This window comes from Pararhodonellum marinum (assembly GCF_015354735.1).
GTDB lineage: Bacteria > Bacteroidota > Bacteroidia > Cytophagales > Cyclobacteriaceae > Pararhodonellum > Pararhodonellum marinum.
The window spans coordinates 328561-355289 of sequence record NZ_JACEFJ010000002.1; the positions used below are offsets into that span (position 1 = coordinate 328561).

27 protein-coding genes and 2 tRNA genes are annotated in these 26729 nt (G+C 42.3%); 13 read left to right on the plus strand and 16 right to left on the minus strand.

Features of this window, described 5'->3' with window-relative positions; all coding sequences use genetic code 11:
- Positions 1-28: 28 nt before the first annotated feature.
- Positions 29-1099: a phosphotransferase enzyme family protein gene (locus H1A14_RS05205; protein WP_194775163.1), complete on the minus strand. Its 1071-nt coding sequence runs from the start codon at positions 1097-1099 to the stop codon at positions 29-31.
- 295 nt (positions 1100-1394) lie between these two features.
- Here H1A14_RS05205 and H1A14_RS05210 point away from each other — a divergent pair, with 295 nt between their 5' ends.
- Positions 1395-3170, plus strand: a complete 1776-nt coding sequence (locus H1A14_RS05210) for a sodium:solute symporter family protein (RefSeq protein ID WP_194775164.1) — start codon at positions 1395-1397, stop codon at positions 3168-3170.
- Between the two features lie 77 nt (positions 3171-3247).
- Here the strand turns inward: H1A14_RS05210 and purE are convergent, their stop codons facing one another.
- The 3 genes from purE to H1A14_RS05225 form a co-directional block, all read right to left on the minus strand.
- Positions 3248-3763 (minus strand): 5-(carboxyamino)imidazole ribonucleotide mutase, encoded by a 516-nt coding sequence (gene purE, locus H1A14_RS05215; protein ID WP_194775165.1) that lies wholly within the window; start codon positions 3761-3763, stop codon positions 3248-3250.
- Complete coding sequence (locus H1A14_RS05220; RefSeq protein WP_194775166.1) at positions 3760-4902, minus strand: 5-(carboxyamino)imidazole ribonucleotide synthase; 1143 nt, start codon at positions 4900-4902, stop codon at positions 3760-3762. The genes purE and H1A14_RS05220 overlap by 4 nt, the downstream gene beginning before the upstream one ends.
- Positions 4903-5043: 141 nt before the next feature.
- A complete protein-coding gene (locus H1A14_RS05225) occupies positions 5044-5196 on the minus strand; it encodes a lmo0937 family membrane protein (protein ID WP_194775167.1) in 153 nt (50 codons plus the stop codon).
- A gap of 287 nt (positions 5197-5483) precedes the next feature.
- On the opposite strand from H1A14_RS05225, the gene H1A14_RS05230 reads away from it, so the two are divergent.
- Both H1A14_RS05230 and gldD read left to right on the plus strand, forming a co-directional pair.
- Positions 5484-6086: a nitroreductase family protein gene (locus H1A14_RS05230; protein WP_194775168.1), complete on the plus strand. Its 603-nt coding sequence runs from the start codon at positions 5484-5486 to the stop codon at positions 6084-6086.
- Between the two features lie 87 nt (positions 6087-6173).
- Positions 6174-6752 carry a gliding motility lipoprotein GldD gene (gene gldD / locus H1A14_RS05235; protein ID WP_194775169.1) on the plus strand — a complete coding sequence of 193 codons (579 nt, stop codon included), beginning with the start codon at positions 6174-6176 and terminating at the stop codon, positions 6750-6752.
- A 4-nt stretch (positions 6753-6756) separates the two neighbouring features.
- Here gldD and H1A14_RS05240 read toward each other — a convergent pair whose 3' ends face one another.
- On the minus strand, positions 6757-7281 hold the full coding sequence (locus H1A14_RS05240) for a GNAT family N-acetyltransferase (RefSeq protein ID WP_194775170.1): 525 nt from the start codon (positions 7279-7281) through the stop codon (positions 6757-6759).
- 102 nt (positions 7282-7383) lie between these two features.
- Positions 7384-8463, minus strand: coding sequence for a peptide chain release factor 1 (gene prfA, locus H1A14_RS05245; RefSeq protein ID WP_194775171.1), 1080 nt, complete (start codon positions 8461-8463; stop codon positions 7384-7386).
- 219 nt (positions 8464-8682) lie between these two features.
- Between prfA and H1A14_RS05250 the strand changes: the two genes are divergently transcribed.
- Together H1A14_RS05250 and H1A14_RS05255 are read left to right on the plus strand one after the other, a co-directional pair.
- Positions 8683-9156 (plus strand): pyrophosphohydrolase domain-containing protein, encoded by a 474-nt coding sequence (locus H1A14_RS05250; RefSeq protein WP_194775525.1) that lies wholly within the window; start codon positions 8683-8685, stop codon positions 9154-9156.
- Positions 9157-9372: 216 nt separating this feature from the next.
- Complete coding sequence (locus H1A14_RS05255) at positions 9373-10524, plus strand: hypothetical protein (RefSeq protein ID WP_194775172.1); 1152 nt, start codon at positions 9373-9375, stop codon at positions 10522-10524.
- A 107-nt stretch (positions 10525-10631) separates the two neighbouring features.
- Here the strand turns inward: H1A14_RS05255 and H1A14_RS05260 are convergent.
- From H1A14_RS05260 to mutS, 3 genes are all read right to left on the minus strand, one after another.
- Positions 10632-10715: transfer RNA gene (locus tag H1A14_RS05260), tRNA-Leu, on the minus strand.
- 61 nt (positions 10716-10776) lie between these two features.
- Positions 10777-10849 (minus strand) — tRNA-Gly (locus H1A14_RS05265).
- Between the two features lie 130 nt (positions 10850-10979).
- Positions 10980-13589: a DNA mismatch repair protein MutS gene (gene mutS / locus H1A14_RS05270; protein ID WP_194775173.1), complete on the minus strand. Its 2610-nt coding sequence runs from the start codon at positions 13587-13589 to the stop codon at positions 10980-10982.
- 78 nt (positions 13590-13667) lie between these two features.
- Here mutS and H1A14_RS05275 point away from each other — a divergent pair, with 78 nt between their 5' ends.
- The 4 genes from H1A14_RS05275 (at position 13668) to H1A14_RS05290 (ending at position 16874) form a co-directional block, all read left to right on the plus strand.
- Positions 13668-14210, plus strand: coding sequence for an RNA methyltransferase (locus tag H1A14_RS05275; RefSeq protein ID WP_194775174.1), 543 nt, complete (start codon positions 13668-13670; stop codon positions 14208-14210).
- A 3-nt stretch (positions 14211-14213) separates the two neighbouring features.
- The gene (locus tag H1A14_RS05280; protein WP_194775175.1) at positions 14214-14813 is read left to right on the plus strand and encodes a trimeric intracellular cation channel family protein; all 600 of its coding nucleotides are present in this window, start codon (positions 14214-14216) and stop codon (positions 14811-14813) included.
- Positions 14814-15003: 190 nt separating this feature from the next.
- Complete coding sequence (gene gltX / locus H1A14_RS05285; RefSeq protein WP_194775176.1) at positions 15004-16542, plus strand: glutamate--tRNA ligase; 1539 nt, start codon at positions 15004-15006, stop codon at positions 16540-16542.
- 122 nt (positions 16543-16664) lie between these two features.
- Positions 16665-16874 (plus strand): hypothetical protein, encoded by a 210-nt coding sequence (locus H1A14_RS05290; RefSeq protein ID WP_194775177.1) that lies wholly within the window; start codon positions 16665-16667, stop codon positions 16872-16874.
- 27 nt (positions 16875-16901) lie between these two features.
- On the opposite strand, the gene H1A14_RS05295 is transcribed toward H1A14_RS05290, so the two are convergent.
- From H1A14_RS05295 to H1A14_RS05310, 4 genes are read right to left on the minus strand one after another with little or no spacing between them, the layout of a single operon-like run.
- Positions 16902-17462, minus strand: coding sequence for an FKBP-type peptidyl-prolyl cis-trans isomerase (locus H1A14_RS05295; RefSeq protein ID WP_194775178.1), 561 nt, complete (start codon positions 17460-17462; stop codon positions 16902-16904).
- Complete coding sequence (locus H1A14_RS05300; protein WP_228527591.1) at positions 17462-18016, minus strand: FKBP-type peptidyl-prolyl cis-trans isomerase; 555 nt, start codon at positions 18014-18016, stop codon at positions 17462-17464. The genes H1A14_RS05295 and H1A14_RS05300 overlap by 1 nt, the downstream gene beginning before the upstream one ends.
- A gap of 3 nt (positions 18017-18019) precedes the next feature.
- Positions 18020-18964, minus strand: coding sequence for an FKBP-type peptidyl-prolyl cis-trans isomerase (locus H1A14_RS05305; protein ID WP_194775179.1), 945 nt, complete (start codon positions 18962-18964; stop codon positions 18020-18022).
- Positions 18951-19991, minus strand: coding sequence for a DHH family phosphoesterase (locus H1A14_RS05310; protein WP_194775180.1), 1041 nt, complete (start codon positions 19989-19991; stop codon positions 18951-18953). Before H1A14_RS05310 ends, H1A14_RS05305 begins: the two co-directional genes overlap by 14 nt.
- Before the next feature lie 187 nt (positions 19992-20178).
- Between H1A14_RS05310 and H1A14_RS05315 the strand changes: the two genes are divergently transcribed.
- The gene (locus H1A14_RS05315; RefSeq protein ID WP_194775181.1) at positions 20179-20601 is read left to right on the plus strand and encodes a nucleoside-diphosphate kinase; all 423 of its coding nucleotides are present in this window, start codon (positions 20179-20181) and stop codon (positions 20599-20601) included.
- A 79-nt stretch (positions 20602-20680) separates the two neighbouring features.
- On the opposite strand, the gene H1A14_RS05320 is transcribed toward H1A14_RS05315, so the two are convergent.
- The 3 genes from H1A14_RS05320 to H1A14_RS05330 form a co-directional block, all read right to left on the minus strand.
- Positions 20681-20914: a Kazal-type serine protease inhibitor domain-containing protein gene (locus H1A14_RS05320; RefSeq protein ID WP_194775182.1), complete on the minus strand. Its 234-nt coding sequence runs from the start codon at positions 20912-20914 to the stop codon at positions 20681-20683.
- Positions 20915-21001: 87 nt separating this feature from the next.
- Positions 21002-22066 carry a lysylphosphatidylglycerol synthase transmembrane domain-containing protein gene (locus H1A14_RS05325; RefSeq protein WP_194775183.1) on the minus strand — a complete coding sequence of 355 codons (1065 nt, stop codon included), beginning with the start codon at positions 22064-22066 and terminating at the stop codon, positions 21002-21004.
- 3 nt (positions 22067-22069) lie between these two features.
- The gene (locus H1A14_RS05330) at positions 22070-22819 is read right to left on the minus strand and encodes a segregation and condensation protein A (protein ID WP_194775184.1); all 750 of its coding nucleotides are present in this window, start codon (positions 22817-22819) and stop codon (positions 22070-22072) included.
- A 175-nt stretch (positions 22820-22994) separates the two neighbouring features.
- On the opposite strand from H1A14_RS05330, the gene dxs reads away from it, so the two are divergent.
- From dxs to H1A14_RS05345, 3 genes are all read left to right on the plus strand, one after another.
- Positions 22995-24911 (plus strand): 1-deoxy-D-xylulose-5-phosphate synthase, encoded by a 1917-nt coding sequence (dxs, locus tag H1A14_RS05335; RefSeq protein WP_194775185.1) that lies wholly within the window; start codon positions 22995-22997, stop codon positions 24909-24911.
- Between the two features lie 12 nt (positions 24912-24923).
- Positions 24924-25691: an alpha/beta fold hydrolase gene (locus tag H1A14_RS05340; RefSeq protein ID WP_194775186.1), complete on the plus strand. Its 768-nt coding sequence runs from the start codon at positions 24924-24926 to the stop codon at positions 25689-25691.
- Positions 25692-25900: 209 nt separating this feature from the next.
- Positions 25901-26725, plus strand: coding sequence for a hypothetical protein (locus H1A14_RS05345; protein WP_194775187.1), 825 nt, complete (start codon positions 25901-25903; stop codon positions 26723-26725).
- Positions 26726-26729: the final 4 nt, after the last annotated feature.

The window sequence follows — 26729 nt, forward strand, 5'->3', positions numbered from 1 at the left end:
TATAAATGAAACGTTAAATGGGAAGAATTCACATGTCTTTTTCCATTGTCTCTAAAATCAGACCTCTGATTGGAGTCCTATGCGCCATTTGGGCCCGCAGAAAATAGGATTGATTGATGGCTCGATGCAGATTGTGATCTGCATAATGGATGTTATAATAAATATTGCCATTGAGGTAATCAGCCAGAAACCTCAATCCCATGATGTAGGTCATCATCTCACCTCCGAATGAAAGGGACAGAATTTCCTCTTTTGTCATGAAGTCTTTGCCGACCTTCAAGAAACCTTTTAACAAGGCTTCAAACGTAGAAAGATCAAAATGTATGTCTTTCCAAGTTTGGGAGTTTTCATCCACAGTGCAACAGACAGTCCTTACCAAATCACCGAAATCAAACAGGCAAAGACCAGGCATAATCGTGTCAAGGTCAATCAGGGCCTCAACTTTGGTAAAGTCCTCTGAAAAAATAAGGTTATTGATCTTGGTATCATTGTGAGTCACCCGCAGCGGAAGATCCATCATAAACTGTTTGTACCGGGCGACAAGTTCTTTTTGATCCAAATAGAAGCGCACTAAGTTTTCCAATTCATCATTGAAATCCACTTGAGTAATGCCAATGGCAGTTTCCAATTGCTGATACCGGAGTTGGAGGTCATGAAACCCAGGAATTATTTCTGCCATTTCTTTCACATCAATCCCACTACAGGCCTTGATGAAAGCAGCAAAGGCTTCTGCGGAAAGGGAAGCTTCCAGATTTGAATGGACTTGTGGAATGCATTGGCCATGAACAAAAGGATAGAGCCTGAACAGCTGATCCCCAAGCTTACTGAATAGTTCTCCATCAACATTTCGAATAGGCAGGGGTAGTTGAAAATCCAAATCCTTCAGGTTTGCTTTAGACATCACCATATTTTGGTTATTGGCTATTCGGTGGTATTGGGGGAACACTTTCTGATTGAATTCCTGGAGAATGAATTTCCGATCACCTATTCTCAACATGTAGGTATGGTGGATATGGCCACCTCCGTACTTATCTATCTCAAAGGGAGTTTCTTTGTCTAGACGATAAGCATTTAACAGGATCTTTGGGTCCAATTTCATCTAATTTCTATACTTTACTTATTGTAAGTTGCCTGACATTACGGCAATTTCTGAAATATTCAAAGGGTTGATCAAGCCTTTATTTTTGTCTTTGAGGATTTACTTTTTAGAAATCAAAAACGATTTTTTAAAGATAATGATAAAAAAATGATAGATGCATTACACAAAAGAATTCAGTTGTTATTAGAATTTATTAGAAAAGTATATATTGCTAAGGATAAAATTTTCAATAACTTTAAGTTCATTGTTACCAAAAACCCAAGTTTCCTAATTCAAAACCAAGACAGCCAAGCACATGAATATATCCATGATTGATTGGGGCATCATCATCGCATTTTTTGTCATTTCGATGTTGATTGGCCTTTATGCATCCCGAACTGCCGGAAAGAGTTCAAAAGAATTTTTTCTTTCCGGTCGAAATATGCCATGGTGGCTTTTGGGGGTTTCCATGGTGGCGACCACCTTTTCTGCTGACACCCCGAATCTGGTAACTGACATTGTAAGAAAGGACGGCGTTTCCGGAAACTGGGTGTGGTGGGCATTTCTGCTTACAGGAATGTTAACAGTTTTTGTCTATGCCAAATTGTGGAGGCGCTCTGAGGTCACGACTGATCTGGAATTCTATGAAATAAGGTATGGAGGCAAGCCTGCAGCATTTCTGAGGGCATTTAGAGCTTTGTATTTAGGTGTTTTTTTTAATGTGGTGATCATGGCCACGGTATCTCTTGCCGCCATCAAAATCGGTGGGGTGATGCTGGGACTCAAGCCATATGAAACCTTGTTACTGGCATCGATCGTCACGGTGATTTATTCCTCTCTAGGTGGATTGAAAGGCGTTCTGCTGACTGATTTCTTCCAGTTTTTCATTGCGATGATCGGGGCTTTCGGGGCAGCCTATTACATCTTGGATTTGCCTGAAATAGGATCCTTAAGCAATCTTTTGACCCACCCGGAAGTATCCACCAAACTATCTTTTTTACCGGATTTTGATGATTGGAACACGGTGGTTCCTTTATTGATCATGCCCTTGGCCATACAGTGGTGGGCTACTTGGTATCCAGGAGCCGAGCCTGGTGGAGGAGGTTATATTGCCCAGCGGATGCTTTCTGCAAAAGACGAAAAAAATGCAATTGGCGCTACGCTATTTTTCAACATTGCTCATTATGCGCTGAGGCCATGGCCATGGATCATCATTGCCTTGGCATCCATAATAGTCTTTCCTCAAATCAGTGACTTGCAGGAAGCTTTTCCCCATATGCCGGCGGATAAACTGGGAGATGACCTGGCCTACTCTGCCATGTTGACTTTCTTGCCAACCGGTCTGATCGGTATAGTTCTGGCATCTTTGATCGCAGCCGTGATGTCTACTTTATCCACCCATTTGAATTGGGGATCTTCATATGTCGTCAATGATTTTTACCTGAGGTTCTTAAAACCGGAAGCGAGCGAAAAAGAACTGGTGGCGGTGGGCCGGATCTCCACGGTTACGCTGATGGTATTGGCTGCTTTTCTGGCCTTGGCTCTATCCAATGCTTTGGAAGCGTTCAATATCCTTCTTCAAATAGGTGCAGGAACAGGATTGATTTTTATTCTGAGGTGGTTTTGGTGGCGCATCAATGCCTATACAGAAATTTCTGCCATGATTGTGTCATTTATCATTGCCATATTTTTTGAAACCATCAATCCTAAAATCAACCTGATCGATATCCCGGTAGGCCAAGAATATTTAAAACTGCTCTACGGTGTTGGTCTTACTACTGCTACCTGGCTGTTGGTTACTTTTCTCACTGCGCCGGAAAAAGACGCCGTATTGTTGTCCTTCTACAGAAAAGTGAGACCGGCAGCCTTTGGTTGGAACAAAGTTCTCGTGCGATATCCGGAAGAAAAGGTCGAGCAGGGTAGTTTACCCCTTGAAATAGGCCTGATGTTGGTGGCCTCCATCATGGTTTACGCTGCCTTGTTTGCAACTGGTTTTTGGTTATACGGAAAAGTGGAGATGGCCATTGTATCCACATTGGTGGCCCTGACTGGTGGATTTATTGTCTTAAAATCCTGGAAAAAACTGAGATAAAATGGAATAAAACAATAGGGGCACCGATTTAAGTGCCCCTATTGAATATCAAATTAGTAATCTTTATCTAGGGAAATTTACCGATCCAAAGCAGCCTTCCAGCCCTTGGTTTCAATTTCATTGGCGGAAGATTCCACTTTTTCTTTCAGGGCGGACTTGAACTTTTCCAAGGCATCGGCTATCTTCTCCTCATACGCACCAACGATAGAAGCAGCTAAAATGCCGGCATTTCTCCCCCCATCAAGGGCAACGGTGGCCACTGGAATTCCTGCAGGCATCTGTAAAATGGAAAGAATGCTGTCCCAGCCATCGATAGAATTCGAAGATTTCACAGGTACTCCGATGACCGGTAGGGTAGTCAATGAGGCTACCATGCCAGGCAGGTGCGCCGCTCCACCGGCTCCTGCAATAATGGCTTTGAAACCATTTTTTCGGGCATTTTCCGCATATTCAAGCATCCTGTGAGGCGTTCTGTGTGCAGAAACAATGGTCAATTCATAACTTACTCCCAACTCTTCCAATACCTTGGCTGCTTCTGACATGACCGGAAGATCGGAGGTACTACCCATGATGATTCCAACGGATTTACTCATATGGCTTTGATTTTTAATATTTTTTTGATTTCCATCGCTCTGGATTTTAGTAGTTGCATGTCCTCATCCAAGATGGTGACATGCCCCATTTTTCTGAAAGGTTTGGTGATTTTTTTGCCATAAAGGTGAACATAGACCCCCTTCTGCGTCAGCACTTCATCCAACCCCTCAACATAGGCCTCACCCTGGTGATCAGGCTCTCCCAAAAGATTGATCATGGCAGCGGGTATCCGCAAACTTGTATCACCTAGTGGCATTCCCATAACGGCACGTAGGTGTTGCTCAAACTGAGAGGTATAATTAGCTTCAATGCTATGGTGTCCACTGTTATGGGGACGCGGAGCAATCTCGTTGACGAGGATTTCTCGGTCTTTGGTGACAAACATTTCCACTGCCAATAAGCCTATCATATCTAGTTTTTGGATCAGATTTATGGCGATGTCCACCGCTTTTTTCTCTAAGGAATCCTCAAGGCCGGAAGGCGCGAATAGAAATTCAACCAAGTTTGCAGTAGGATGAAATTCACAGGCCACCGCAGGGAAAGCTTTACACGCCCCCTGTTCATTTTGGGCCACAATCACTGAAATCTCCAATTCAAAATCCACCAGTTTTTCCAAAAGGCCAGGGGCATCAAAGGCTTTGTCCAAGTCCTGGCTTACTCTGATGATCTGCACTCCTCTCCCATCGTACCCTTCTCTCCCCAATTTATGGACAGCAGGCAAAAAAGGAATGTGTTTGGCTACATCAGCCTTGGTTTCAGTAAGATGAAAAGGAGCCGTTGGAATTTGATTGTCCTTATAGAATTGCTTTTGTTTCCGCTTGTCCTGTATGAGTTCAATGACATGTGGTTGGGGAAATACTTTTTTGCCCTCCTTTTCCAAAACTTTCAGGGCATCAGTATTTACATTTTCTATTTCAATGGTAATGATGTCACAGGCCTGACCGAAAGCGTAAACCGTATCAAAATCCCTGATATTACCCTGTGTGAAATTAGCTACCAAATGTCTACAGGGGGCATCGGGGTCAGGGTCCAGGACATGAATGTTGGTGTTGTAATTGATGGCAGCCTGTATGACCATCCGACCCAATTGACCCCCGCCAAGAATTCCTAAGGTTTGATTTTGGTGATGCTGTTGCACGCAGTAAAAATGTTATAGATGAAGGGGTAAAATTAAGATAATTAAGGCATTTTATGCAAAAGAAATAAAATTGCTCGATGAAAATCGACTGCCTTTCAAAAAAACAAAGGTAAAAAAAAGCTCCCCGAGGGGAGCTTATGTTTAAACGGGTCGACCGCTGATTAATCGGAACAGGATGGCTATGACCGCCAGTACCAGTAAGATGTGGATCAAGCCACCTACACTGTAGACAAAGAATCCAAGTAACCATCCGATTACAAGGATAAAGGCGATAAAATACAATAAAGAGCTCATAATTAATTGGTTTAGTGGTTAATAGATATATAATCTATTGAAAACAATCTTTGTGCCATATGAAAACAAATCTCTGAAAAATTAAAATAGGAATATGTTTTCTATGTTTTATTATATGTATTTATGGAAATAAATCTGATCAAAACTGAAATTTATGAGATGATTTTCGCCAATTACTGACCTTTTTTTTCCAAAATCTTTAATTTTTTGAAAAAAATGGAAAAATCACGCTGCGAAAGAAACTTCTGAGCAGAAAAAGGCCTTATTTAGCGTAAAAACCTCGAAACATGGAAAGACCGGATTTTAATAGCGCAGAAATCAACAAAATCATACGACACCGAAGATCGATGTTTGTAGCTCAATTCAAGGAAAATGATCCGGTGGAGGATGAAATCATTCATCAGCTTCTTGAAAATGCCAACTGGGCTCCAACACACAAGATGACTGAACCCTGGAGATTTGTGGTTTTTACAGGAGATGGCTTACATAAATTTTCTACCCTACAGGCGTCCTTGTATAAAGAAAGATCTGAGAAAGCAGGAAACTTTATACAGGCTACCTACGAAAAATTAAGAGATAACCCCTTAAAGGCTTCCCATATCATTGCCATTATCTTAAAACGAGACCTGAAGGCCGGATTGCCTTTAATGGAGGAGATTGCATCTGTGTCCATGGCTGTGCAGAATATGTACCTCACCGCAAGCGCATATGGTTTGGCGGCCTACTGGGGAACCGGCGGGTTAACCTTTTGGCCAGAGGCCAGGCCCTATTTTGAATTGGAGGAGGAAGATATGTTGATGGGTTTCTTTTATGTGGCCAAACCTGCCATTGACAGGTGGCCTGAAGGGAAGAGAAAACCTCTTGAAGACAAAGTAGCATGGGTAAGGTAGGTTTTTGAAGGAGAGGGATTTTTTGTTTCAACCTTAATCTGCCAATTTTAACCAGCTAATTCCATCCAAATGTATAACTTTGGAGTCATGTGGAAAAGTAAAGTGTTTGCCTTAGGCTTCATCCTTTCGATGTGTGGATGTGGAGCTGATTATCTGCCCAAACCGAAAGGGTTTAATAGGATCGATTTGCCGGAGCGGGAGTTTACACCACTTAAGGAAAACCATCCTTTTGTGTTTGAGCATTCAGTACATGGACTTGTAGAGCCGGATACTTTCAACAAAGCGGAAAAGGACTGGATCAATTTGAATTACCAAGCCCTTGACGCTAAGGTACATCTCACATACAAGCCCATCGATGGTCAGCAAGCTACCCTAAAGGCCTATTTGGAAGACGCCTTTACCCTGACAGCCAAACATCAAATCAAAGCGTATGGCATTGAGGAAGGTATTGTCGTAACTCCTAATGGCTACACGGGCGTGGTGGCCGAGCTGAGTGGAGAGGTGCCTACACAATTTCAGTTTGTGGTGACGGACTCCACCAAGAATTTTCTCAGAGGAGCCCTATATTTTAATACAGCAGTCAAAAATGATTCCTTGGAGCCCATTATTGAATACATCAAATTGGACCTGATGCACCTGATCAATACCGTGGAATTTCGAAATTGATGTCTTAATCAGGCCTAATCAATACATATTGAAACAAGTCTCCAATCTGTCCATTTTTTATGTAAGCCTTTTTAAGTATAGCTTCTGGCTCAAAGCCGGCTTTTTCTAAAACTTTAAAAGAACTGGTATTGAAATCATAAACTTGGGCAAAAAGCCTATGGAGGGTTGGAAATTTTTCGAAAATGTATTCCACATACAGCTGCAAAGCCTCAACAGCGATTCCTTTTCCCCAATAGGGTTCGCCCAACCAAAAGCCAATTTCTATGTTGGTCCTCAGTTCGTCCTTTCCCCGCTCACCCCCTATCGCACCGACTAGCTGCCCTTTGTGGTGAATGGCAAAGTTTAGTGCAGGGTTGAATTTTTGATTGAAACTTATCCAGTTTTTGGCATCGTGAACAGTGTAAGGATGTGGAAAACTGTCTCTGAGGTTATGGGCAATTTTTGGGTTATTGGCCAATTTGTACAATTGATGGTAGTGCGCGTCACTCCAAGTTTTCAGCAAAACAGTTTCTGTTCCTTGTATTATCATCTCTTCATTGGGTTTCTACCCATTCGACACATATCATACCAAGCAAGTTGATAAAGTGAAAAAAATTCAAGGTAAAATAGCAAGGGCCTATTTTAAGCGCCTCTAATTTTCTTCCATGCCACCCATTTTCATCTTTTCGGCGTTTTCGGCCAATCGCAGTGCTGAAATAAAATCCTCAATGCTCCCTTCCATGACATCAGGCAGGTTATACACCGTTTTATTTATCCTGTGGTCAGTTACCCTACTTTGTGGATAATTGTAGGTTCTGATTTTATCAGAGCGGTCTCCACTGCCTACCATCGATTTTCGCTGTGCACCTACAGTTTCATTGTGTTTGGCCAGCTCAATTTCATAGATCCTGGACCGAAGCACCTTTAGGGCTTTTTCAAAATTTTTGATTTGAGACTTTTGGTCTTGGCAGGTAACCACCAATCCGGTAGGTTCGTGAGTCAATCTGACAGCAGAATAGGTGGTGTTGACCGATTGTCCTCCAGGACCAGAGGAACAGTAGGTATCCTTTCGGACTTCATTCATATCAATCTCCACCTCTACTTCTTCCATTTCGGGCAATACAGCGACTGTAGCTGCGGAAGTATGCACCCTGCCCTGGGTTTCGGTGGCCGGAACGCGCTGTACCCGGTGAACACCGGATTCATATTTAAGTCTACCGTAAGCATCCACGCCGCTCACTGTGCTGATAATTTCTTTATATCCCCCAGCTGACCCAAAAGTAAGATCAAGTACAGTGAGTTGAAGTCCTTGCTTTTCGCAAAAGCGTTCATACATTCTAAACAGATCACCGGCAAAAATCGCAGCCTCATCTCCCCCGGTTCCAGCACGGATTTCAAGGATGCAGTCCTTGGAATCATTGGGATCTTTGGGAATCAAGAGCTGCCTGATTTCCTCCTCCATCTGTATTTGTTTCTCTTTAAGCTCATCCAGTTCCACTTTGGCCATTTCCCTAAAGTCAGGGTCTTTTTCTTTGTCTAACAAGGCCTTGGTGCTGTCAATGTTTTCCAATACCAGTTTGTACATCTCATACACAGCCACCACCCTTTCGAGCTCTTTGTATTCCTTGGTCAATTTGGTGTACTTTCCCATGTCAGACATGGCATCAGGCTGGATGATCAACTGTCCCACGTCTTCAAACCTTTCCTTGATGGCTTCTAATTTATCAAGCATACAGAATTTCTTTTACTCCAGCAAAATTAGTAAAATTAATGGGAGTATAACAGCTTTATTAGGTAACAAGCTTTGTGGGAGGACGATAAGTTTTCTATGATTTAACAGGGCATTGGTATAGTTTTGAAGCAGAGATTTTGCGGTGATTTAATGAATTTTTAAGTGATTTTGTTCATACCATTTGCTATGTTTGAAATTCTAAACCTGAATGACAAAAACATGCAAGATCCCAAGACACTAACCTCCGTTGCTGAGTTCCACCAGACCTTTAAGCACCCGATTTTGACTAGACCCGGCATTCCTGAGGAGAAGAGATGTCAACTAAGGGTCTCCCTGATTGCAGAAGAACTGAAAGAACTGGAAGAGGCCATCCAAAATCAGGATATTGTGGAAGTGGCGGATGCTTTGTGTGACATCCAGTATGTTTTGGCTGGTGCGGTATTGGAATTTGGGCTAGGGGAAAAATTCAAGGCCTTGTTTGATGAGGTGCAGCGCTCCAACATGAGCAAGGCCTGTAAAACCAAAGATGAAGCAGAAGCAACTTTGGATCATTACCGAAAGCAAGGCGTATCCTGTTTTTATGAGAAGGAGGGGGATCTATTTTTGGTTTATCGGGAAGGAGACCGAAAGACTTTAAAGTCAGTTCAGTATTCTCCCGCAGACCTTGAGAGGGTGATTGGAGGTAGGCTTTAAAACAGTTAGCTGCTTTCTTGACAGCAATACAATCCGGGTTAGACAGATGGCGGATGACCGAAGACAGAAGCTAGGTCATTTTGGCATTCGCCTTATTATTTTATTACAGTCAAAGGAAAATTAAAAACAAAAGCGTTTAAAAAAATATATTCATTTAAGCGGATATTGCAGGATTTGAATAAATAAATCATTAGTTTTAGACTAAAATATTTGTTTATGAAAACCTTTTCTTTGAACTGTCTGGTGTTAATGATAGTCCTATCTTGTGGAACCAAGCCATCAGAAAAAATGGACTCTGACGGAAAACTTGAATTGGAGGTTTTGGATTCCGTAAGATTTGAATACCTGGGCCAACTCCATTTGATGGATGTAAATCCCGAAATTGGAAAAGTACTTTTTTTTGATCAGCAAACCCGTGATTTTCTGGTATCCGACTTTGAAGGAAACCAACTGGCTAAATTCAATAAAACAGGGGATGCTCCGGATAGCTTTGGGAGTTTTCCATTGACTGCCGGTAAATTTATTGATGGAAGCTCCTTTAGGATTTTGTCTTATCTGGGAGCATTTACCTATGATTTTGAGGGGAATTTGATCCATGCGATGAGGTATCCCGAACCGGTTTATTTTCCTGGAAGGGCTAGTGCAGAATCTGAGTTTTTTGAGGTAGAAAATAAATTCCATACCGTTGGGATTGTCCCAAGAGGTGAATATCCAAACAACATTCCTGCGTATTACGATAATTTTGAACTTTTGGCCAAAATAGATGCTGAAAATGGTGAAGTAGAGCGGGTAATAAAGCTTGAAGAGGAAAGTGTCTTCAAAAACGGCAATGGGCACGATGTTTCGGATATGATTCCCCTTATTCAGATCCGGGATGAAAAGATCTGGATGATTGTCGGAAAAGACTTATTTTTAAACGTATATGATTTAAACCCGCCTCATGCACTGCTACAGAAGACCGCTCTACCTGTTCAGGAATTTGATCAAAACCCGGGTTTGCCGATGAAGGAAATGGACCCCTTGGCGATCAGACCCGATATGACTTTTGGCCGAATCAAGAACATGAAGGTGACGGATAAGCACGTGATCATTAGCTATTTTAGAGGATTGGACGAATTGGACAGGGAAGAATTTAAGGCACTGAAAACCTTTCAAGAGAGCCAGATTTTTCTGGAAAGCAAAAAGGATAAATACCCGGACCACCTTTTGGTTTTAAACAAGGAGGGGGAGAAGCTGACTGATTTTGAAATTCCGAGTCAGTTACACAATCAACAGTTTCTATTCCGGGAGGGATTCCTTTGGTTTCTTTCAAGGTTGAATTTGGAAGAAGAAGAAGACTTTTGGACGGTGTATAAAGTGGATTTGTAGTTAAAATGGCTGATGAATTGTAAGCACTTCTAATTCTGATAAGGTACAAAAATCTCAAGGTATTATTTAAACCACAAAAAAACCCCGCTATTTACAGCGAGGTTATGTACCAGGAGCGGGAATCGAACCCGCACGGCCTTACGGCCACAAGATTTTAAGTCTTGCGTGTCTACCTATTCCACCATCCCGGCTTGGCTACCTAGAAAGTAGCGTACCTTGAAATGACAAAGCCCTCTTTCAAGGGCTTCGTTGAGCGAGAGACGGGATTCGAACCCGCGACCCCGACCTTGGCAAGGTCGTGCTCTACCAACTGAGCTACTCTCGCATGAAGATCAAAATTACGAAAACCTTTCGTTTTTGTGAGTGCAAAGGTATAGTGGTTTTTTGGATTGCGCAATATCCTTTGGCTATTTTTTTACCAATAAAGGACAGGCGCCTGATTTTCAAACGCCTATCTATTCCAGAGATTTCTTGATTTCATTGAGTTTTAACAAGGCTTCCACGGGGGAAATGGTGTTGATATCCAGCTGGTCCAACAGCGCTTTGGCGGTTTTGAATTTTGGATCCATCTCAAACAGGCTCAATTGGTAATTGTTTTTTGGAAGATCTTTCATCTGTGCCTTTTGCTTGTTGACAGATTTATCCTTTTCCAGGTGAGACATGATTTCTGAAGACCGAAGAACCACCTGATTGGGCATACCGGCCATTTGGGCCACATGAATTCCGAAACTGTGCTCACTTCCCCCCGGTTTAAGTTTCCGCATAAATATCACTTTATTTCCTATTTCTTTCACTGAGACATTGAAGTTTTTGATCTTGGGAAAATCCTCAGCCAATTGGTTCAGTTCATGATAGTGGGTAGCGAAGAGCGTTTTTGCCCTGTACTTGGGATGGTTGTGCAAGAATTCGACAATGGACCAGGCAATGGAAATCCCATCATAGGTGGAAGTCCCCCTCCCGATTTCATCCATCAATACCAGACTCCTGTCAGAGAGGTTGTTGAGTATGCTGGCCGTTTCAGTCATTTCTACCATAAAGGTGGATTCACCTTTGGACAGGTTATCGGAGGCGCCAACTCTTGTAAAAACCTTGTCAATGATGCCAATTCTGGCGTAGGAAGCCGGAACAAAGCTGCCCATTTGTGCCATCAGCACAATCAGGGCAGTTTGTCTGAGGAGGGCTGACTTTCCGGCCATGTTGGGGCCTGTGATGATGATGATTTGTTGGGTTTCGTTGTCCAGATAGATGTCGTTGGGGACATAATTCTCTCCGACTGGCAGTTGTTTTTCTATGACGGGATGTCTGCCATCCTTAATTTCCAGAGAATTGGTATCCGAGATCTTAGGTCTGCAGTATTGATTGCTCTTGGCCACCTGTGCAAAGGAAAGCAAGCAGTCTACCGTTCCCAATATCCGGGCATTTTGCTGGATCAAAGCCACATATTCAGCCGCATCCTGAACCAAGGCCGCAAAGTATTTTTGCTCTAAGGCAATCATCCGCTCCTCAGCATTCAGGATTTTCTCCTCATATTCCTTGAGTTCCGGGGTAATGTACCGTTCCGCATTGACCAAAGTCTGTTTTCTGATCCATTCTTGAGGAACTTTGTCTTTATGCGAATTGGTCACTTCCAGATAGTATCCAAAGACCTTGTTATAAGCGATCTTCAGAGAAGAAATGCCTGTATTTTTGGTTTCCCTATATTGGAGTTGCAGAAGATAATCTTTCCCTTTATTGGCCAGTTCCCGGTATTCATCCAAGTCAGGATCTACCCCATTTTTGATCACTCCGCCTTGATGGGTCAGCATAGGGGCATCTTCCATCAGTTCATTTTCAATTTTCTCCAGCAAAAACTCACAGGAGTTGATCTGGTCTGAGAGTTTTTTAAGCGCAGTATTTTTTTGACTTTTAAGCAATTTTTTGATGGGAAGGGTGCTTTTAAGCGCCCTTTTCAATTGGTTCATCTCTCTTGGGTTGATTCTCCCCACCGCCACCTTCGATATCAGACGTTCCAAATCTCCAATTTGCTTGAGTGGCGATATGATTTCATCCCTCAAAGTATCATCCTCATAGAGATGCGTGACGATCTTTAATCTTTCGTCGATAGGTTCTTTTTCCTTCAGCGGGAGGACCAGCCATTTCTTCATCAGTCGGGAGCCCATGGGCGTGACGGATTGATCGAGGATTTGGATCAGAGGCACGCCCCCTTCCTGCTGAGAATAAACCAACTCCAGGTTTCGGATCGTAAACTTATCCAGCCATACATATTTTTCTTCTGCTATTTTGGAGATGGAGGAAATGTGCTTGACTTCCTTGTGTTCGGTTTCTTCCAGATAAAACAGAATGGCCCCAGCTGCTATGATGCCATGCCCTAGGTTATCTATGCCAAATCCTTTGAGATTTTGGGTTTCAAAATGGTTGGTGAGTTTTTCATAGGTATAGTCATATTGATAAACCCAATCTTCGCAATGGAAGGTGGCATATTGGTCTTTGAGGACTTCCTCAGCGGCTTTTCTGGCTGCTTTTGAATATATGATTTCCGTTGGAGAAAAACTCTGCAGCAATTTTTCAATATAATCCCTGGTCCCCTCGGCACACATGAATTCTCCTGTAGAGAGATCAAGAAATGCAATGCCTAAGAGATCCTTCCCAAAATAGATGGAGGCCAGGTAATTGTTTCTACGCTTGTCCAATACATTGTCATTGAAGGAAAGCCCCGGAGTGACGAGTTCGGTGACACCTCTTTTGACTATTCCTTTTACCTCCTTGGGATCCTCCAATTGGTCACAAATGGCCACCCGCTGACCTGCCCTTACCAGTTTGGGCAGGTAGCTGTCTAAGGAATGGTGTGGAAAACCGGCCAATTCAATATGAGAAGCGGCACCATTGGCCCTTTTGGTCAGCACGATATCCAGAATTTTGCTGGCCTTGATAGCATCTTCTCCAAATGTCTCATAAAAATCCCCTACCCTAAAGAGCAATAAGGCGCCCGGGTGTTTGGCTTTGATGGCATTGTATTGCTTCATGAGAGGGGTTTCTTTCACCTCTTTTTCCTTTGCCTTGGCCATATATAAATCTTTGTGCTAATTTTGAATCAGGATTGAAACCTGAAATTAAGTCATAAACCAAGGTAATCAAAAAGGCACATGAAAAAATTAAGCATGGATGAGTTAAACCGCCTATCTGTGGATCAATTTAAAGCTGTGCCCAAAACCCCGCTGGTGATTGTCTTGGACAATGTACGCAGCATGAACAATGTAGGAGCAGCTTTCCGTACATCTGATGCTTTTTTGATAGAAAAAATCTGGCTTTGTGGCATTACTGCCACCCCACCCCACCGGGAAATTCAAAAGACAGCATTAGGCGCTACGGAAACTGTAGATTGGGCCTACCGGGAAGACACCCTTGAATTGGTAAAAGAACTCAAAAAGCAAGGCTATCTGGTATGTGCTCTGGAACAGGCAGATAGAAGTGCAAAATTGCAGGACTTCCAGCCGGATGCCAGAAAGAAATATGCATTGGTTTTCGGCAATGAGGTTTTTGGGGTAGAAGAGGAAGTTGTTCTCGCCTGTGACCACGTGTTGGAAATCCCGCAGTTTGGTAGCAAACATTCCCTTAACATTGCTGTAAGTTTGGGAATTACGGTATGGGATTTTGTCAATAAAATGGGATCAATAAAAGAAATTTAGGCTGTGGACATCCAATATCCCCTTGAATTGATCGGAACATTTGTGTTTGCCATCTCTGGCGCCTTGGCAGTCAAAGACCGGGAGCATGATCTTTTCGGTGCAGGTTTTACCGGCTTTATCACCGCGATAGGCGGAGGCAGTTTGCGGGATGTCTTGTTGGGGAGCTATCCATTGGTTTGGATAGGCGATGTGTATTTCTTGTATGCCATTTTTGCTGGAATCATTATGGCATTTATTTTTCCGGCCTTGACCAAATTGAGAAAGACCATGTTTTTGTTTGATACCTTGGGTATCGCCTTTTTTACCGTACTCGGGGTAGAAAAGGCTTTAAGTCTCGGTGTAAGGGTAGAGATTGCGGCCATTATGGGGATGTTTTCTGCGGTTATGGGAGGCGTAATCCGAGATACCTTGACCAATGAGATTCCGATCTTGTTTCGCAAGGAAGTCTATGCCTCTGCCTGTCTTGCTGGCGCGGTGTTGTATTTGCTGCTCAGGGAGTTTGGGTTGGCAAGGGATTATAACCTGCTGATTTCATTGATGGTGATCATTGCCATACGCTTGATTGCGGTGAAGTATAAGCTCAGCCTTCCTAGGCTGGATTGAGTCTCCTGATTTAAAGTGTGAGGTGAAGAGAATGTTTTCAGTCTTTTTTTTAAACCCTTAATGCCAAAGGTCCTTAGGATTATGTTCCCTTCTTCATCAACTTTTCCTTATCTTTGCACCCTAAATTACAGTACAGCTGCTTATGTTTAGGCTTCATTTACTGTAGGAATTTAAAGGAAAAAACAATAAGATGGATAGGGAAGTACGCGTGCGTTTTGCACCATCACCCACAGGGGCATTGCATATTGGCGGAGTTAGAACCGCTTTATACAATTATCTTTTTGCCAAAAAGCAAGGCGGGAAATTTCTGTTGAGAATAGAAGACACGGATCAGACCCGATTTGTGCCAGGAGCAGAAGAGTATATAAAGGAGGCGCTGGAATGGCTGGACATTTCTCCGGACGAAAGTCCCTGGAATCCGGGGGACTGTGGTCCTTACCGACAGTCGGAACGAAAGCCTATGTACATGCAATATGCTCTGGATTTGGTGGAAAAAGGACATGCCTACTATGCTTTTGACACGAGCGAAGAACTGGACGCCATGCGGGAAAGACTGACTGCAGCCAGAGTAGTTTCTCCCCAGTACAATGCCATTACCAGAACCCAGATGAAAAACTCATTGACTTTGCCTGAAGATGAGGTAAAGGCTAGGTTGGCTTCGGGTGAACCCTATGTGATCCGGGTAAAGATTCCCCGCAAAGAAGAGGTTCGGCTCAATGACATGATCCGGGGTTGGGTCATGGTGCACTCCAATACTTTAGATGATAAAGTATTGATGAAGTCTGATGGCATGCCCACCTACCATTTGGCCAACATTGTGGATGACCATCTGATGGAAATTACCCATGTAATCAGGGGTGAAGAGTGGCTTCCCTCAGCCCCGTTGCATGTATTGTTGTATAAATATTTTGGATGGGAGGATACCATGCCTCAATTTGCCCATCTTCCTTTGTTGCTGAAACCGGATGGGAACGGTAAATTATCCAAAAGAGATGCAGAAAAACATGGCTTCCCTATTTTTCCTCTTGACTGGAAAGACCCCAATAGTGGAGATCTTGTCATGGGCTTCAGGGAGCAGGGTTATTTGCCGGATGCATTTTTGAACTTCCTTTCTTTCCTTGGATGGAATCCAGGAGACCATCGTGAAATTTTCTCTCTTGACGAGTTGGTGGAGGCTTTTTCGGTGGAACGGATAGGTAAAGCAGGGACCAAATTTGACATCAACAAAGCCAAATGGTACAATGAACAATACCTAAGGGCTAAGTCAGATGAGGAATTGGCCAACTACTTGATGCAGGATCTTGAAAAAGAAGGCTTCACGGTAGAGGCAGGAAAGGCAGCTCAAATTGCTGGATTGATGAAAGAAAGGGCTACTTTTCCCGGTGATCTATGGAAAGAAGGCAAGTTCATGTTATTTCCTCCTACCACATTTGATGAGGCTGTGCTGGCTAAACGCTGGAATCAGGAAGCGGTGTCGGTTTTGGCTACTTATAAAGAAAAGCTGGAAAATTTTCATGAGGAGCTTACCTCCGAAAGCGCCAAATCTCTGCTAGAACAGTCCGCAGCAGAAAATGACATAAAATTGGGAAAAGTGATGCAGGCGGTTCGTTTGGCCACCACCGGTGTGGGTGCTGGACCGGATTTGATGGCCGTTTTTGCCATCATTGGAAAGGAAGAATTGATCCGCAGGATCGGATATGCTTTGGAAAATTTAAAAATCATTGCCTAGTCAACGCGGCTATTTGTTAACTTGTTGACCATAAATCCGTTTATACCATTATAGGTATTGAGCTTTGTCAAAAAGTTATCTACCTGAAAACAAAAGCAAAACCCGACCTTGAATTTATTTGTATGGCTAAGAAAAAATCAAAAAAAGAAGAAAATCCGAAAGTGAACCCGGATTTGGAAGGGTTTAAAATGAACATCAATACTTTTGGTGAAATATCAAGTTCATTCTCTATTGATAAAATCAATGAGTTCTTAAATAAGAATGTGGAGGATAAAAAACTCAAAGACAGGGATGACTTGGACGAAATCAAAAACCCCAAAAAAGATAAATAAAAAAACCGCTATCAGCGGTTTTTTTATTTAGTCAAGGCCTAAGAAATCCACATCAAACACCAATACTGAGTTGGGTGGAATCAAAGGATTACTTTCCGTGTCTCGATAAGCCAACGGGGAAGGAATCAAAAGCACTGCCTTTGAGCCACTTCTGAGTCTGCTAAAACCATGGTTAAAGCCTTCAATGGCAGAGGGACCTGCCTGAGAGAAGACCACAAACTGAAATACATTGAAGGGACGATCTGTATTCAGGTCATTGTCCTCGGCTACTTCTCTGATATTTGTATCGAAGACAGTGCCATCTAGAAGAGCCCCAGTATAGTTACAGTATACAAAATTTCCTGGATTAGGTCTTGCACCTTCTCCCTCTTCCTGTACAATGATAACCACCCCGCTGGGATCATGGATTCTGTATAAACTATCTATTTGGGCGGTTTCAAGATAGGTATCAATTTTTTCTCGGTCAATGGCCAAGTTTCCTTCAAAGTCATACTGTGGTCCGCCGAAGGGATTCTGCTGCTGATCACATGAGCCTAATAGGCCAAGTATCACAAAAGCAAAAAGAAAATTTAAGGTTAATTTACGCATTATTCTGGGGTCTCCATTTCCGCACTCCTTACCTCTACCATATCCAATTCAAAAACCAATACGGAGTTAGGCGGTATATTTCCTTGCTGAGAATTTCCATAAGCATATATAGAAGGGATCAACACGGTGGTTTCATCACCTTCTCTCATGATTGACAAAGCATACTCAAACCCAGGAATAACCTGCCCACTCCCAACGATTGTTTCCAAAGGTTGATAAGTCCGGTTTGGATTAAAAATTCCATTTGCCCGAGCCACTGAATCTAGAGAGGTATCAAAAATTTGGTTGTTGGTAAGCTTGCCGATGTAATCCACGTAAACTGTATCCCCCAATTCCACTTCAAGGCCTTCACCAAGCTCTTGCCAAATCACCCTGATTCCTGACATTTCCTCCGTGACTTCTTTTACATTGGTCATCGGATTATTGGCTACATAGTTTTCGATCGTCTGAAGGTCTCGTTGAATGATGGATTCAATGGTTTCCTGCTCAGAGATGCAAGCAAATGTCAAACCTGTGATCAGGAACGACATGAAAATCTTTAGCCTATTGCTCATTAATTATTGTTTTTTTACGTCTGTAACTTCTACGTCAAAGATGAGGATAGAGTTAGGTTTGATGACCTCGCTTCTTTGGTTGGGTCCATATGCCAATGGAGAAGGAATCAAGAGTTTGGCTTTGGAGCCTTTCTTGAGGTATCCAAGTCCTTCGTCCCATCCTCTAATGACCATTCCAGTTCCAACCTGAACTTCGATCGGTGCATAATCTCTTTGTGCATTGAACACGCCTTTTTCCTGTGCAGTTTCCGCCACGCTTGTGTCAAAAAGGGTACCATCCAGCACATAGCCGGTGTAGTGTACAGAAACCATGTCACCAGCATCCACTGGCTCGCCTTCACCTTCTTCTTCTATGACGTAAAAAAGCCCTGATTCTGTCTTGGTTGCATTCAAATTATTTTCTGAGATATAATTTTCCAAGGAGGCAATGTCATCAGTTAACTGCTTCTCAGCATCCCGTTCTTGCTTTAACCTCATTTGATCACTCATGGCTGTAAAATAATCCTGAAATTCATTTTCAGGAATTACATCAACAACACCAATGTTTAAAGCCACTGATTCATCACTTTTCAGGAAAGGTGGCGCACCAAATTCTCCAAATATTTTTTCAACTGTTGCATTTATTTGAATGCTGTCTCCTTTTTTTAGACCCAATACAATTTCGTCAATTCCTCTTTGGAAAGGAATGGAATCACTGCTGATAAAATATTGAGGCATCCCAAAATCATAGGTATTGATAAAAATCGAGTCATTTGAAGTTTTGGCAATGACATGGTAGAGTACATAGTCACCCTCATTGGGTCTTGAATCACCCTCTTCAATATAGGCATATTCCATCCCGTCTTCTGTGGTAGCCGTTCTTTTGATGCCAGATTTGTTGCAGGATTGCATGCCGACAGTAGCTAGAAGCAACACAGTCGACAGGAATAAGGTATTAACTTTTTTCATGGATGAATTCTAATTGGTTGAATAATGTTTCTTTATTTTCTTTGATAAGGGTTTCAAATTTCTCAAGGGTTTCAGGCAGAGGCAAATCTGATTTGCCTCCCGCTGCATTTTTATGTCCACCTCCGTTAAAATATTCAGCAGCAAATTTATTGATGACTACATCTTCAGTTGACCTGAAAGAGATTTTTATACCGTCTTCTCTTTCGGTAAAAAGGGCTGCAATTTTAATTCCATCCAGGGACAATGCATAATTCACCAAGCCTTCGGTATCGCCGGTCTGTGAAGCATATTTTCTCAAATCCTTTTTGTTGATGGAAAAATAGGCTGTTTTCAGTTCCTGAAGTATCACCAGTCTTCTACTTAAAGCAAAACCTATAAACTTAAGCCGGTTAACTGAATTGGTATCATAAATCAATCGCGCAATTTTACAGTTGTCAGCACCGAGCTCTATCAACTCAGCTGTAACCAAATGTACATTCTTTGTGGTATTAGGGTGCTTAAAACCACCTGTGTCCGTCATGATGCCTGCGTACAGGCATTCTGCAATGTCCTTGTCAATAAGCTCCTGATCTCCGATTTTTACAATCAGATCATAAATCAGTTCACAGGTAGCGGCGGCTTTGGTACTCCAATACATGAAGTCAGCAAAGTCTTCAGGGTCTTGGTGGTGGTCTATGACTACCTTATATGCTTTGGACTTACCGATGATTTCACCAAGTTCATTGATTCTTGACAGGTTGGAAAAGTCAAGGCAAATGATGATTTCAGCCTCAGAAATTTTCTTAAGGGCCAAAGGCTTAAGATTTTTGTCTTCAAAATTGATCACATCCTCATGTCCTTTCATCCAATTGAGGAAAGAAGGGTAATCAGTAGGCGTGATGACAGTTACATCGTTCCCCTTTTTAATCAAGTAATTAGCCATCCCCAAAGAAGAACCTAGCGCATCTGCATCTGGTTTTGGATGGGTGGTTATGACTATTTTTTTTGGGGGGGTGATCTGCCTTTTAAATGATTCTAATGCTTGCATCTGAACTCTTTAGCATAAGTACTTTCAAAGTACATCAGGCGCAAAGGTCTGTATAAATTTTGAATTTTCCCAATAGGGGACTTTTGCTTTGATTTCCTTGGCCGTTTTAAAATAACGATGTCAATTCGGACTTTCGCATATTTCCCACTAAATTTGCCGACGGAATAAACAAATAACAATCAACATAATGGCAGGAAAAAGAACATTCACGATGATCAAGCCAGATGCTTTTGAAGCTGGCCACTCGGGTGCAATATTGAAAATGATTGAAGAAGCCGGATTCAAGGTAGTGGCCATGAAAGCCACTATTCTTTCTCGCGAACTAGCTGGAAAGTTTTATGAAGTACATAAAGAAAGACCTTTTTATCAAGATCTCTGCGCTTACATGTCCTCAGGACCTATTTTTGCAGCCATTCTGGAAAAGGACAATGCGGTGGATGATTTTAGAAAACTAATCGGTGCGACCAATCCTGCTGATGCAGCAGAGGGAACCATTCGAAAATTATTTGCCACATCCATAGAAGCGAATGCAGTTCACGGTTCCGATTCTGATGAAAATGCTTCAATTGAAGGCAATTTCTTCTTCAGTCAATTTGAGCGGGTTGTTTAATAAACTTTCAAAAAGCATACTAAAGCCTTAAGCATTTCCATTTGCTTAAGGCTTTTTTATTTCATCAGGTTGAGTGAAGTCATTCTCCGCAAGCCCCCTCATCCCACCTCAGAACGCCCGAGTTAAGCGCCACACAAGAATTAGAGTAGGTTTTTCCATCACAACCGCATACCGGTAAGTAAATCATGGTACAGATGCCCTCCTCGTTAATCTTTGAAGGGTCAATACAGCTTAGCCTTTCCTGAGGTTGCTGGTCCTCACATTGAAACCCCAAAACCAGGATCATTCCCATTACCGCCAAGATCTTTTTCATAACAGACATTTTTTTCTCAAATAACCCTTAGCCTTATATCGTGTAGACGAAAAAAGGGGTAGATATGCTACAAGGATTGAACAAATTCTATTCGTTTTCTTCTGTTTTCTTTTTAAAAAAGACCTGCCTGATCCATCTAGGTAAAAAGATAGCCCCAAGAAACAGGTAAGGGTAATAGGAAAGCAGTCTCCAGAGGATACTGGTAACAAAGGTGTATCCACCAAGAAATTCTGAGAAAAATTGTGTAAAGAAAAATTCTGCCGTGCCACTGCTGCCTGGAGTAGGCGAAATCATCATGACAATCCACATGATGATCTGTCGGGCAAAGACAATGATATGCTCAGTCACTGTTAATGAATTATAAGCAGTGATGAGTGCATTTAGCATAAGGTATCGGGAGGACCAAATAAACACGGTGGCCAAAACAATGGGTATCCAATAAGAAAAACTCTTTCCTTTCAGTTGCCGGGATGCCTCCATGATTTGGTTGCCGTATTCGTTAGCCTGTTGCTTCCATTTGCGCAGCCATCTGATGGAAAAGGTTTTCAGGAGAATCCATTTAAATACCCTCGGTTTGTAAAACAAGGCAGCAGACATGACCAAGGTATAAAAAGCATAGAGAGAATAACTCACCCAGAAAATGTATTGCAGACTATTTCCTATCCGCAATTCTATGGTCCTGCTTTCCGGAAAGATGTTTCCTTTTGCCAAAAACAAAATAATGGGTGCACCGATCACAAAAAACAAGTTGTCTAAAATAGCCGTCACCATGACAAATGCGATGGCTTTTCCTAGTTTGATACCTTCTTTGTTCAAAATAAATACCGCCACTGCTGTGCCCCCAACGATTGAAGGGGTTACGGCGGATGCGAATTCCCAGAGAATGATGACATAAATGGCCCTTACCCAGGTAAGTTTGCGGTCTGTGATTTCCCTGATTCTATACACATAACCGGCATCTCGACCTATGATTACCAAAATGGCCAGAAAAATAGAGACGGCTGAGGCATCAAAAACCCCTCTCAGGGTCTTGGCATTGACTGATGGATCCAGGTAAAACAACAAAAAGACGATTCCAAGTCCAATAAGGATAGGAACCCAAACCTTGTTGGGATTCAGTGTTTGGAAGATTTTCTTGTTATCTAATTTCATAAATCAGGTTGCCGAAACCCCCTCTGTTTTTTGCACCCAAAAATTATTGAAGCCGTCGCCGATAGTTAAGGTAACCAAAGAAAGCTGTAACAGTTCCAATATGGCCAAAAAGGTATAGATTACGAAAATTTTATCGGCTTTGTACTCGATGAAGTCAGAGAAGGGCACTTTATCCCGCAAGGTGATTCTTTCTAAAACGAAATTTTTTTGCTGATCTATGGTGTAGGGATACTGAATCACAGTATGCATGGTTTCATCAGTCCTGTCGGCGAATTTAGCCATAACTTTTTGATAGACCTTGAGAAGTTTGTAAAGGTCCAGGTCTTGTATTTCTGCCTCTACCTCATCAATTTTCGATAAGGCTTTCAGTTCACTGAGTATATTTCCTCTGGATTCTTTGGCTAGTCGATTTTCTTCTAGGGCTGAGAGTTCCTGAATGACCGATTTATACTTTTTATACTCTAGAAGATGTTTGACCAGCTCCTCCCTAGGATCTATTTCATGCCCTTGTTCGTCCAATTCGGGTCTGGGAATGAGCATCCTCGACTTTATTTTCATGAGAGTGGCTGCCACTAGGATAAATTCACTGGCCACTTCCATTTCCATGATTTCAAGTTGGTGGAGGTAATCCAGAAAATCAAGTGTGATTTGGGCTATGGGAATATCATAAATATCCAGTTCGTCCCGCTCAATAAAGAACAGCAACAAATCGAATGGTCCCTCGAAGAGTGGCAATTTGATTTCAAAACTCACTGGATACTAAGATATTTGTTGTAAATTTGACCCGTAATTCAATCCAAAGATATTATATTAAAGTTTAATTTTATATTCAACTAGTCAAAAAGCCCTCAGGAAGTATTTAAGATTTGTTATCTTAAACAATCGAATTGGGAGGGAGTTATTTATTTTTAAAAGATTGTTACTGCGCATGCTCATAAAACCTGGAAAATTACTCGCTCAAATCAATTCCCCTTCTGATCTAAAAAAATTGGGTAAACACCAGTTGGTTCAAGTCAGTGATGAGTTAAGGCAATTTATTATAGACAATGTCTCCGTGTATGGAGGTCATTTTGGGGCTAGTTTAGGAGTGGTAGAACTCACGGTTGCGCTTCATTATGTGTTGAACACACCTGAAGATCAACTTGTATGGGATGTAGGGCACCAGGCGTACGGGCACAAGATTTTAACAGGAAGAAGAGACAATTTCCATACAAACCGGATTTACCAAGGCTTATCTGGTTTTCCAAAACGAAAAGAAAGCGAATTTGATGCTTTTGGGGTAGGACATTCAAGTACCTCAATTTCCGCTGCCTTGGGGATGGCTGCTGCTTCAAAATACAAGGGTGATGCGCTCAAGCAGCACGTGGCAGTTATTGGCGATGGCTCCATGACCGGAGGTATGGCTTTTGAAGCGATGAACCATGCAGGCGTTTCTGATAGCAACTTGCTTATCATACTCAATGACAACTGCATGTCCATAGACCCCAATGTAGGCGCTTTGAAAGATTATCTTACAGACATCACCACTTCCCACACGTATAATAGAGTGAAAGATGACATCTGGAAGATGTTAGGTAAATTTAGCAAGTTCGGTAGCAGTGCGCAGGAGATCATTTCAAAATTGGAAGGTGCCATTAAGTCTACGCTATTAAAGCAAAGTAATCTATTCGAATCCCTCAACCTCCGCTATTTTGGTCCAGTGGATGGCCATGATGTGGATCATTTGGTGGAAGTCCTGAGAGATCTAAAGGATATTCCTGGACCAAAAATATTGCATTGTGTCACGGTAAAGGGCAAAGGATATGCTTTGGCTGAAAAGGATCAGACCCTCTGGCATGCACCCGGAAAATTTGACAAAATCACAGGCGTAATCGCCAAGAAAACATACAGTACTCCCCAAGCACCCAAGTACCAGGATGTATTTGGTCATACCCTGGTGGAGCTCGCCAAGGATAACGAAAAAATCATGGGTATCACTCCGGCAATGCCATCCGGATCTTCCATGAATATCATGATGAAGGAAATGCCAAATAGGGCATTTGACGTAGGGATTGCAGAGCAACATGCTGTAACGTTTTCTGCAGGTCTTGCCACTCAAGGCTTGAAACCATTCTGCAATATATACAGTACTTTTATGCAGCGGGCATATGATCAGGTGATCCACGATGTCTGTCTTCAAAACCTTCCGGTAGTATTTTGTCTTGATAGGGCAGGGTTTGCCGGGGCAGACGGGCCAACCCATCATGGAGCCTATGATTTGGCTTTTTTTAGGTGTATCCCGAATTTGGTAGTCAGTGCACCTATGGATGAAGAGGAATTGAGGAACCTGATGTTTTCGGCTTCTCTTCATGAAGGCCCCTATTCTATTCGCTATCCAAGAGGGCAGGGTGTGATGCCAGAATGGCGGACACCTATGCGGGAAATACCTTTGGGCCAGGGCAGAATAATTAATGAAGGTGAAGAAGTAGCTATCTTGAGTATAGGCCATATAGGAAATTATGCAGTAGAAGCCACTGCAATTTTGGAAAAAGAAGGATTGAATCCCGCTCATTACGACATGCGTTTCGTAAAACCCCTTGATGAATCTCTTCTGCATGAAGTTTTTAGTAAATTTAAAAAAGTTATCACCATAGAAGACGGTTGCCTGATAGGCGGATTTGGCAGTGCCGTGTTGGAATGGATGGTGGACAATGGATATCAGGCCCAGGTAAAAAGGCTTGGCATACCTGATGAGGTCATAGAGCATGGCGAGCAAATAGAGCTCCACCGGGAATGTGGAATTGACCCTGAAGGTATTGTTCAAACTGTGAGAAGCCTCAGTACAATAGTCTCTTCGCTCAAGTAAAATTTAGCATTTATGAACATTCGCTATACCGATCAAGGTAAAGGGAATCCTGTGATACTGATTCACGGATTCTGTGAATCCAAAGAGATGTGGAGAGCTTTTGAAAAAGAGCTCTCTTTGCGTTATAGGGTGTTGTGCCCCGATTTGCCTGGGTTTGGTGAAAGTCCTCTTCAGGAGGAAAACATAAATTTGGAGGAAGTTGCTGTCTTGATGCAGGAATGGATGGAGGAGTTGGGAATCGAAGGGGCAGTGGTGATTGGACATTCTTTAGGAGGATATGTGGCGCTTGCAATGGCTGAATTGATGGGAAATAGGCTGAAAGGATTGGGGTTGTTTCATTCGACGGCCTTTTCGGATGATGAAGAGAAAATTAAGATAAGAAATAGAACAATTACTTTTGTCAAGAAATATGGGGTAGAGACCTTTGTGACCTCTTTTATTCCTCAACTGTTTCCTGAACACCATCGAACTGATTTGGCAGAAACCATACAAGAAATTGTGGAAATGGCCAAAAACACCTCATTAAATGGATTGGTGGCTTTTACCAAAGCCATGAGAGACAGGAAGGACAGAAGTCAGGTTCTTGGAGAATTTGCCGGAAGAAAGCTTTTTATCGCCGGTACCTTAGATGGGGCAGTCCCATTAGCGTCAAGCAGGAGGCAAAAAAATATGGTGGATGACTACCACGAAATTTCTGACTGTGGACATATGGGGATGTTTGAAAAGGAAAAGGAGACCCTGGAAGTAGTCGATAATTTTTTGAAGAGCGCTTTTGTTTGATTTGAAGAGCGCTTCATAAGAAGATCTGTATTTGGTTTTTAAGGGTTACTCGCGGATTTTGTCCGTTGAAAAATGATTTTTAGGATAAAATAAGAAACATGTTTTCGGTTTTGGTGAAAACCCCTAAAGCTAGAAAGGCAAAGACTGGTTAAATTTTTAGTGGCTGTTTACATTTATAGGTATGATTCAAACCCTTAAATGAATTCACCATGACAAAGCTAGCCTTATACAAAGCCATGATTCCTTTGATGTATTTGCAAATCATTTCGTTTGCTGTGCAAGCCCAATCCATCATAGAAGTTTCGGAATCTTTGAAGCAAAACGGAAAAAGGTACGAAGTAAAGGGTAAGGGAATTGGGGCAAATATGATTTTTCAATTTGGGGGATTTGCCATGACCACGGTTCAGGATGAAACCGCGAATAGAAGCAGAAAAAAGAAAGCATTCAATCCCCTTAAAGAAGTGAATGTAGAAAAGACAAGTTCCTTTACCATGGTGTCTCAAGAGGGAGCGATAGCCAGCATAAAAGTAGGCCTTACCATTTATAGAAAGCAACGGAACAACAAATCCTTGGTCTTCAATGATGAAGAAAAGGGAAGTTTTAATATAGAAAATGACCCTGATATTTTAGAAACCAGCTATCACTATACAGCCAATATTTTAACCAATTTAGACACAGGGTATTGGGAGGTGGTCTTTATAGAAAAAGTAGGGCAGGAAGTTTTAGGAGGAAAAGTATTCAATGGATGGTTGACCAATGGTGATCGAACGGTTCAAATCGCTCCAGTGGCTAAATATGAACCATCTAACAAATCCAGCCTAATGCAATTACAGTTGATGGTCAATAATTATTTTCCCGGATTTGAGTTAAGGGAAAAAGGAGAGGCATTGGCAGCTGTTCAAACGGCAGCTGAAAAGTACAAAGGTTACGTATGGTTGGCAGATGACCTAAATCCTAGGGATGAACTTTTACTGGCGGCAGTGAGCACCACCATCCTTCGCGAATCCAAAAGAAGGCAAAGGGCAGGGGATTAAGCTG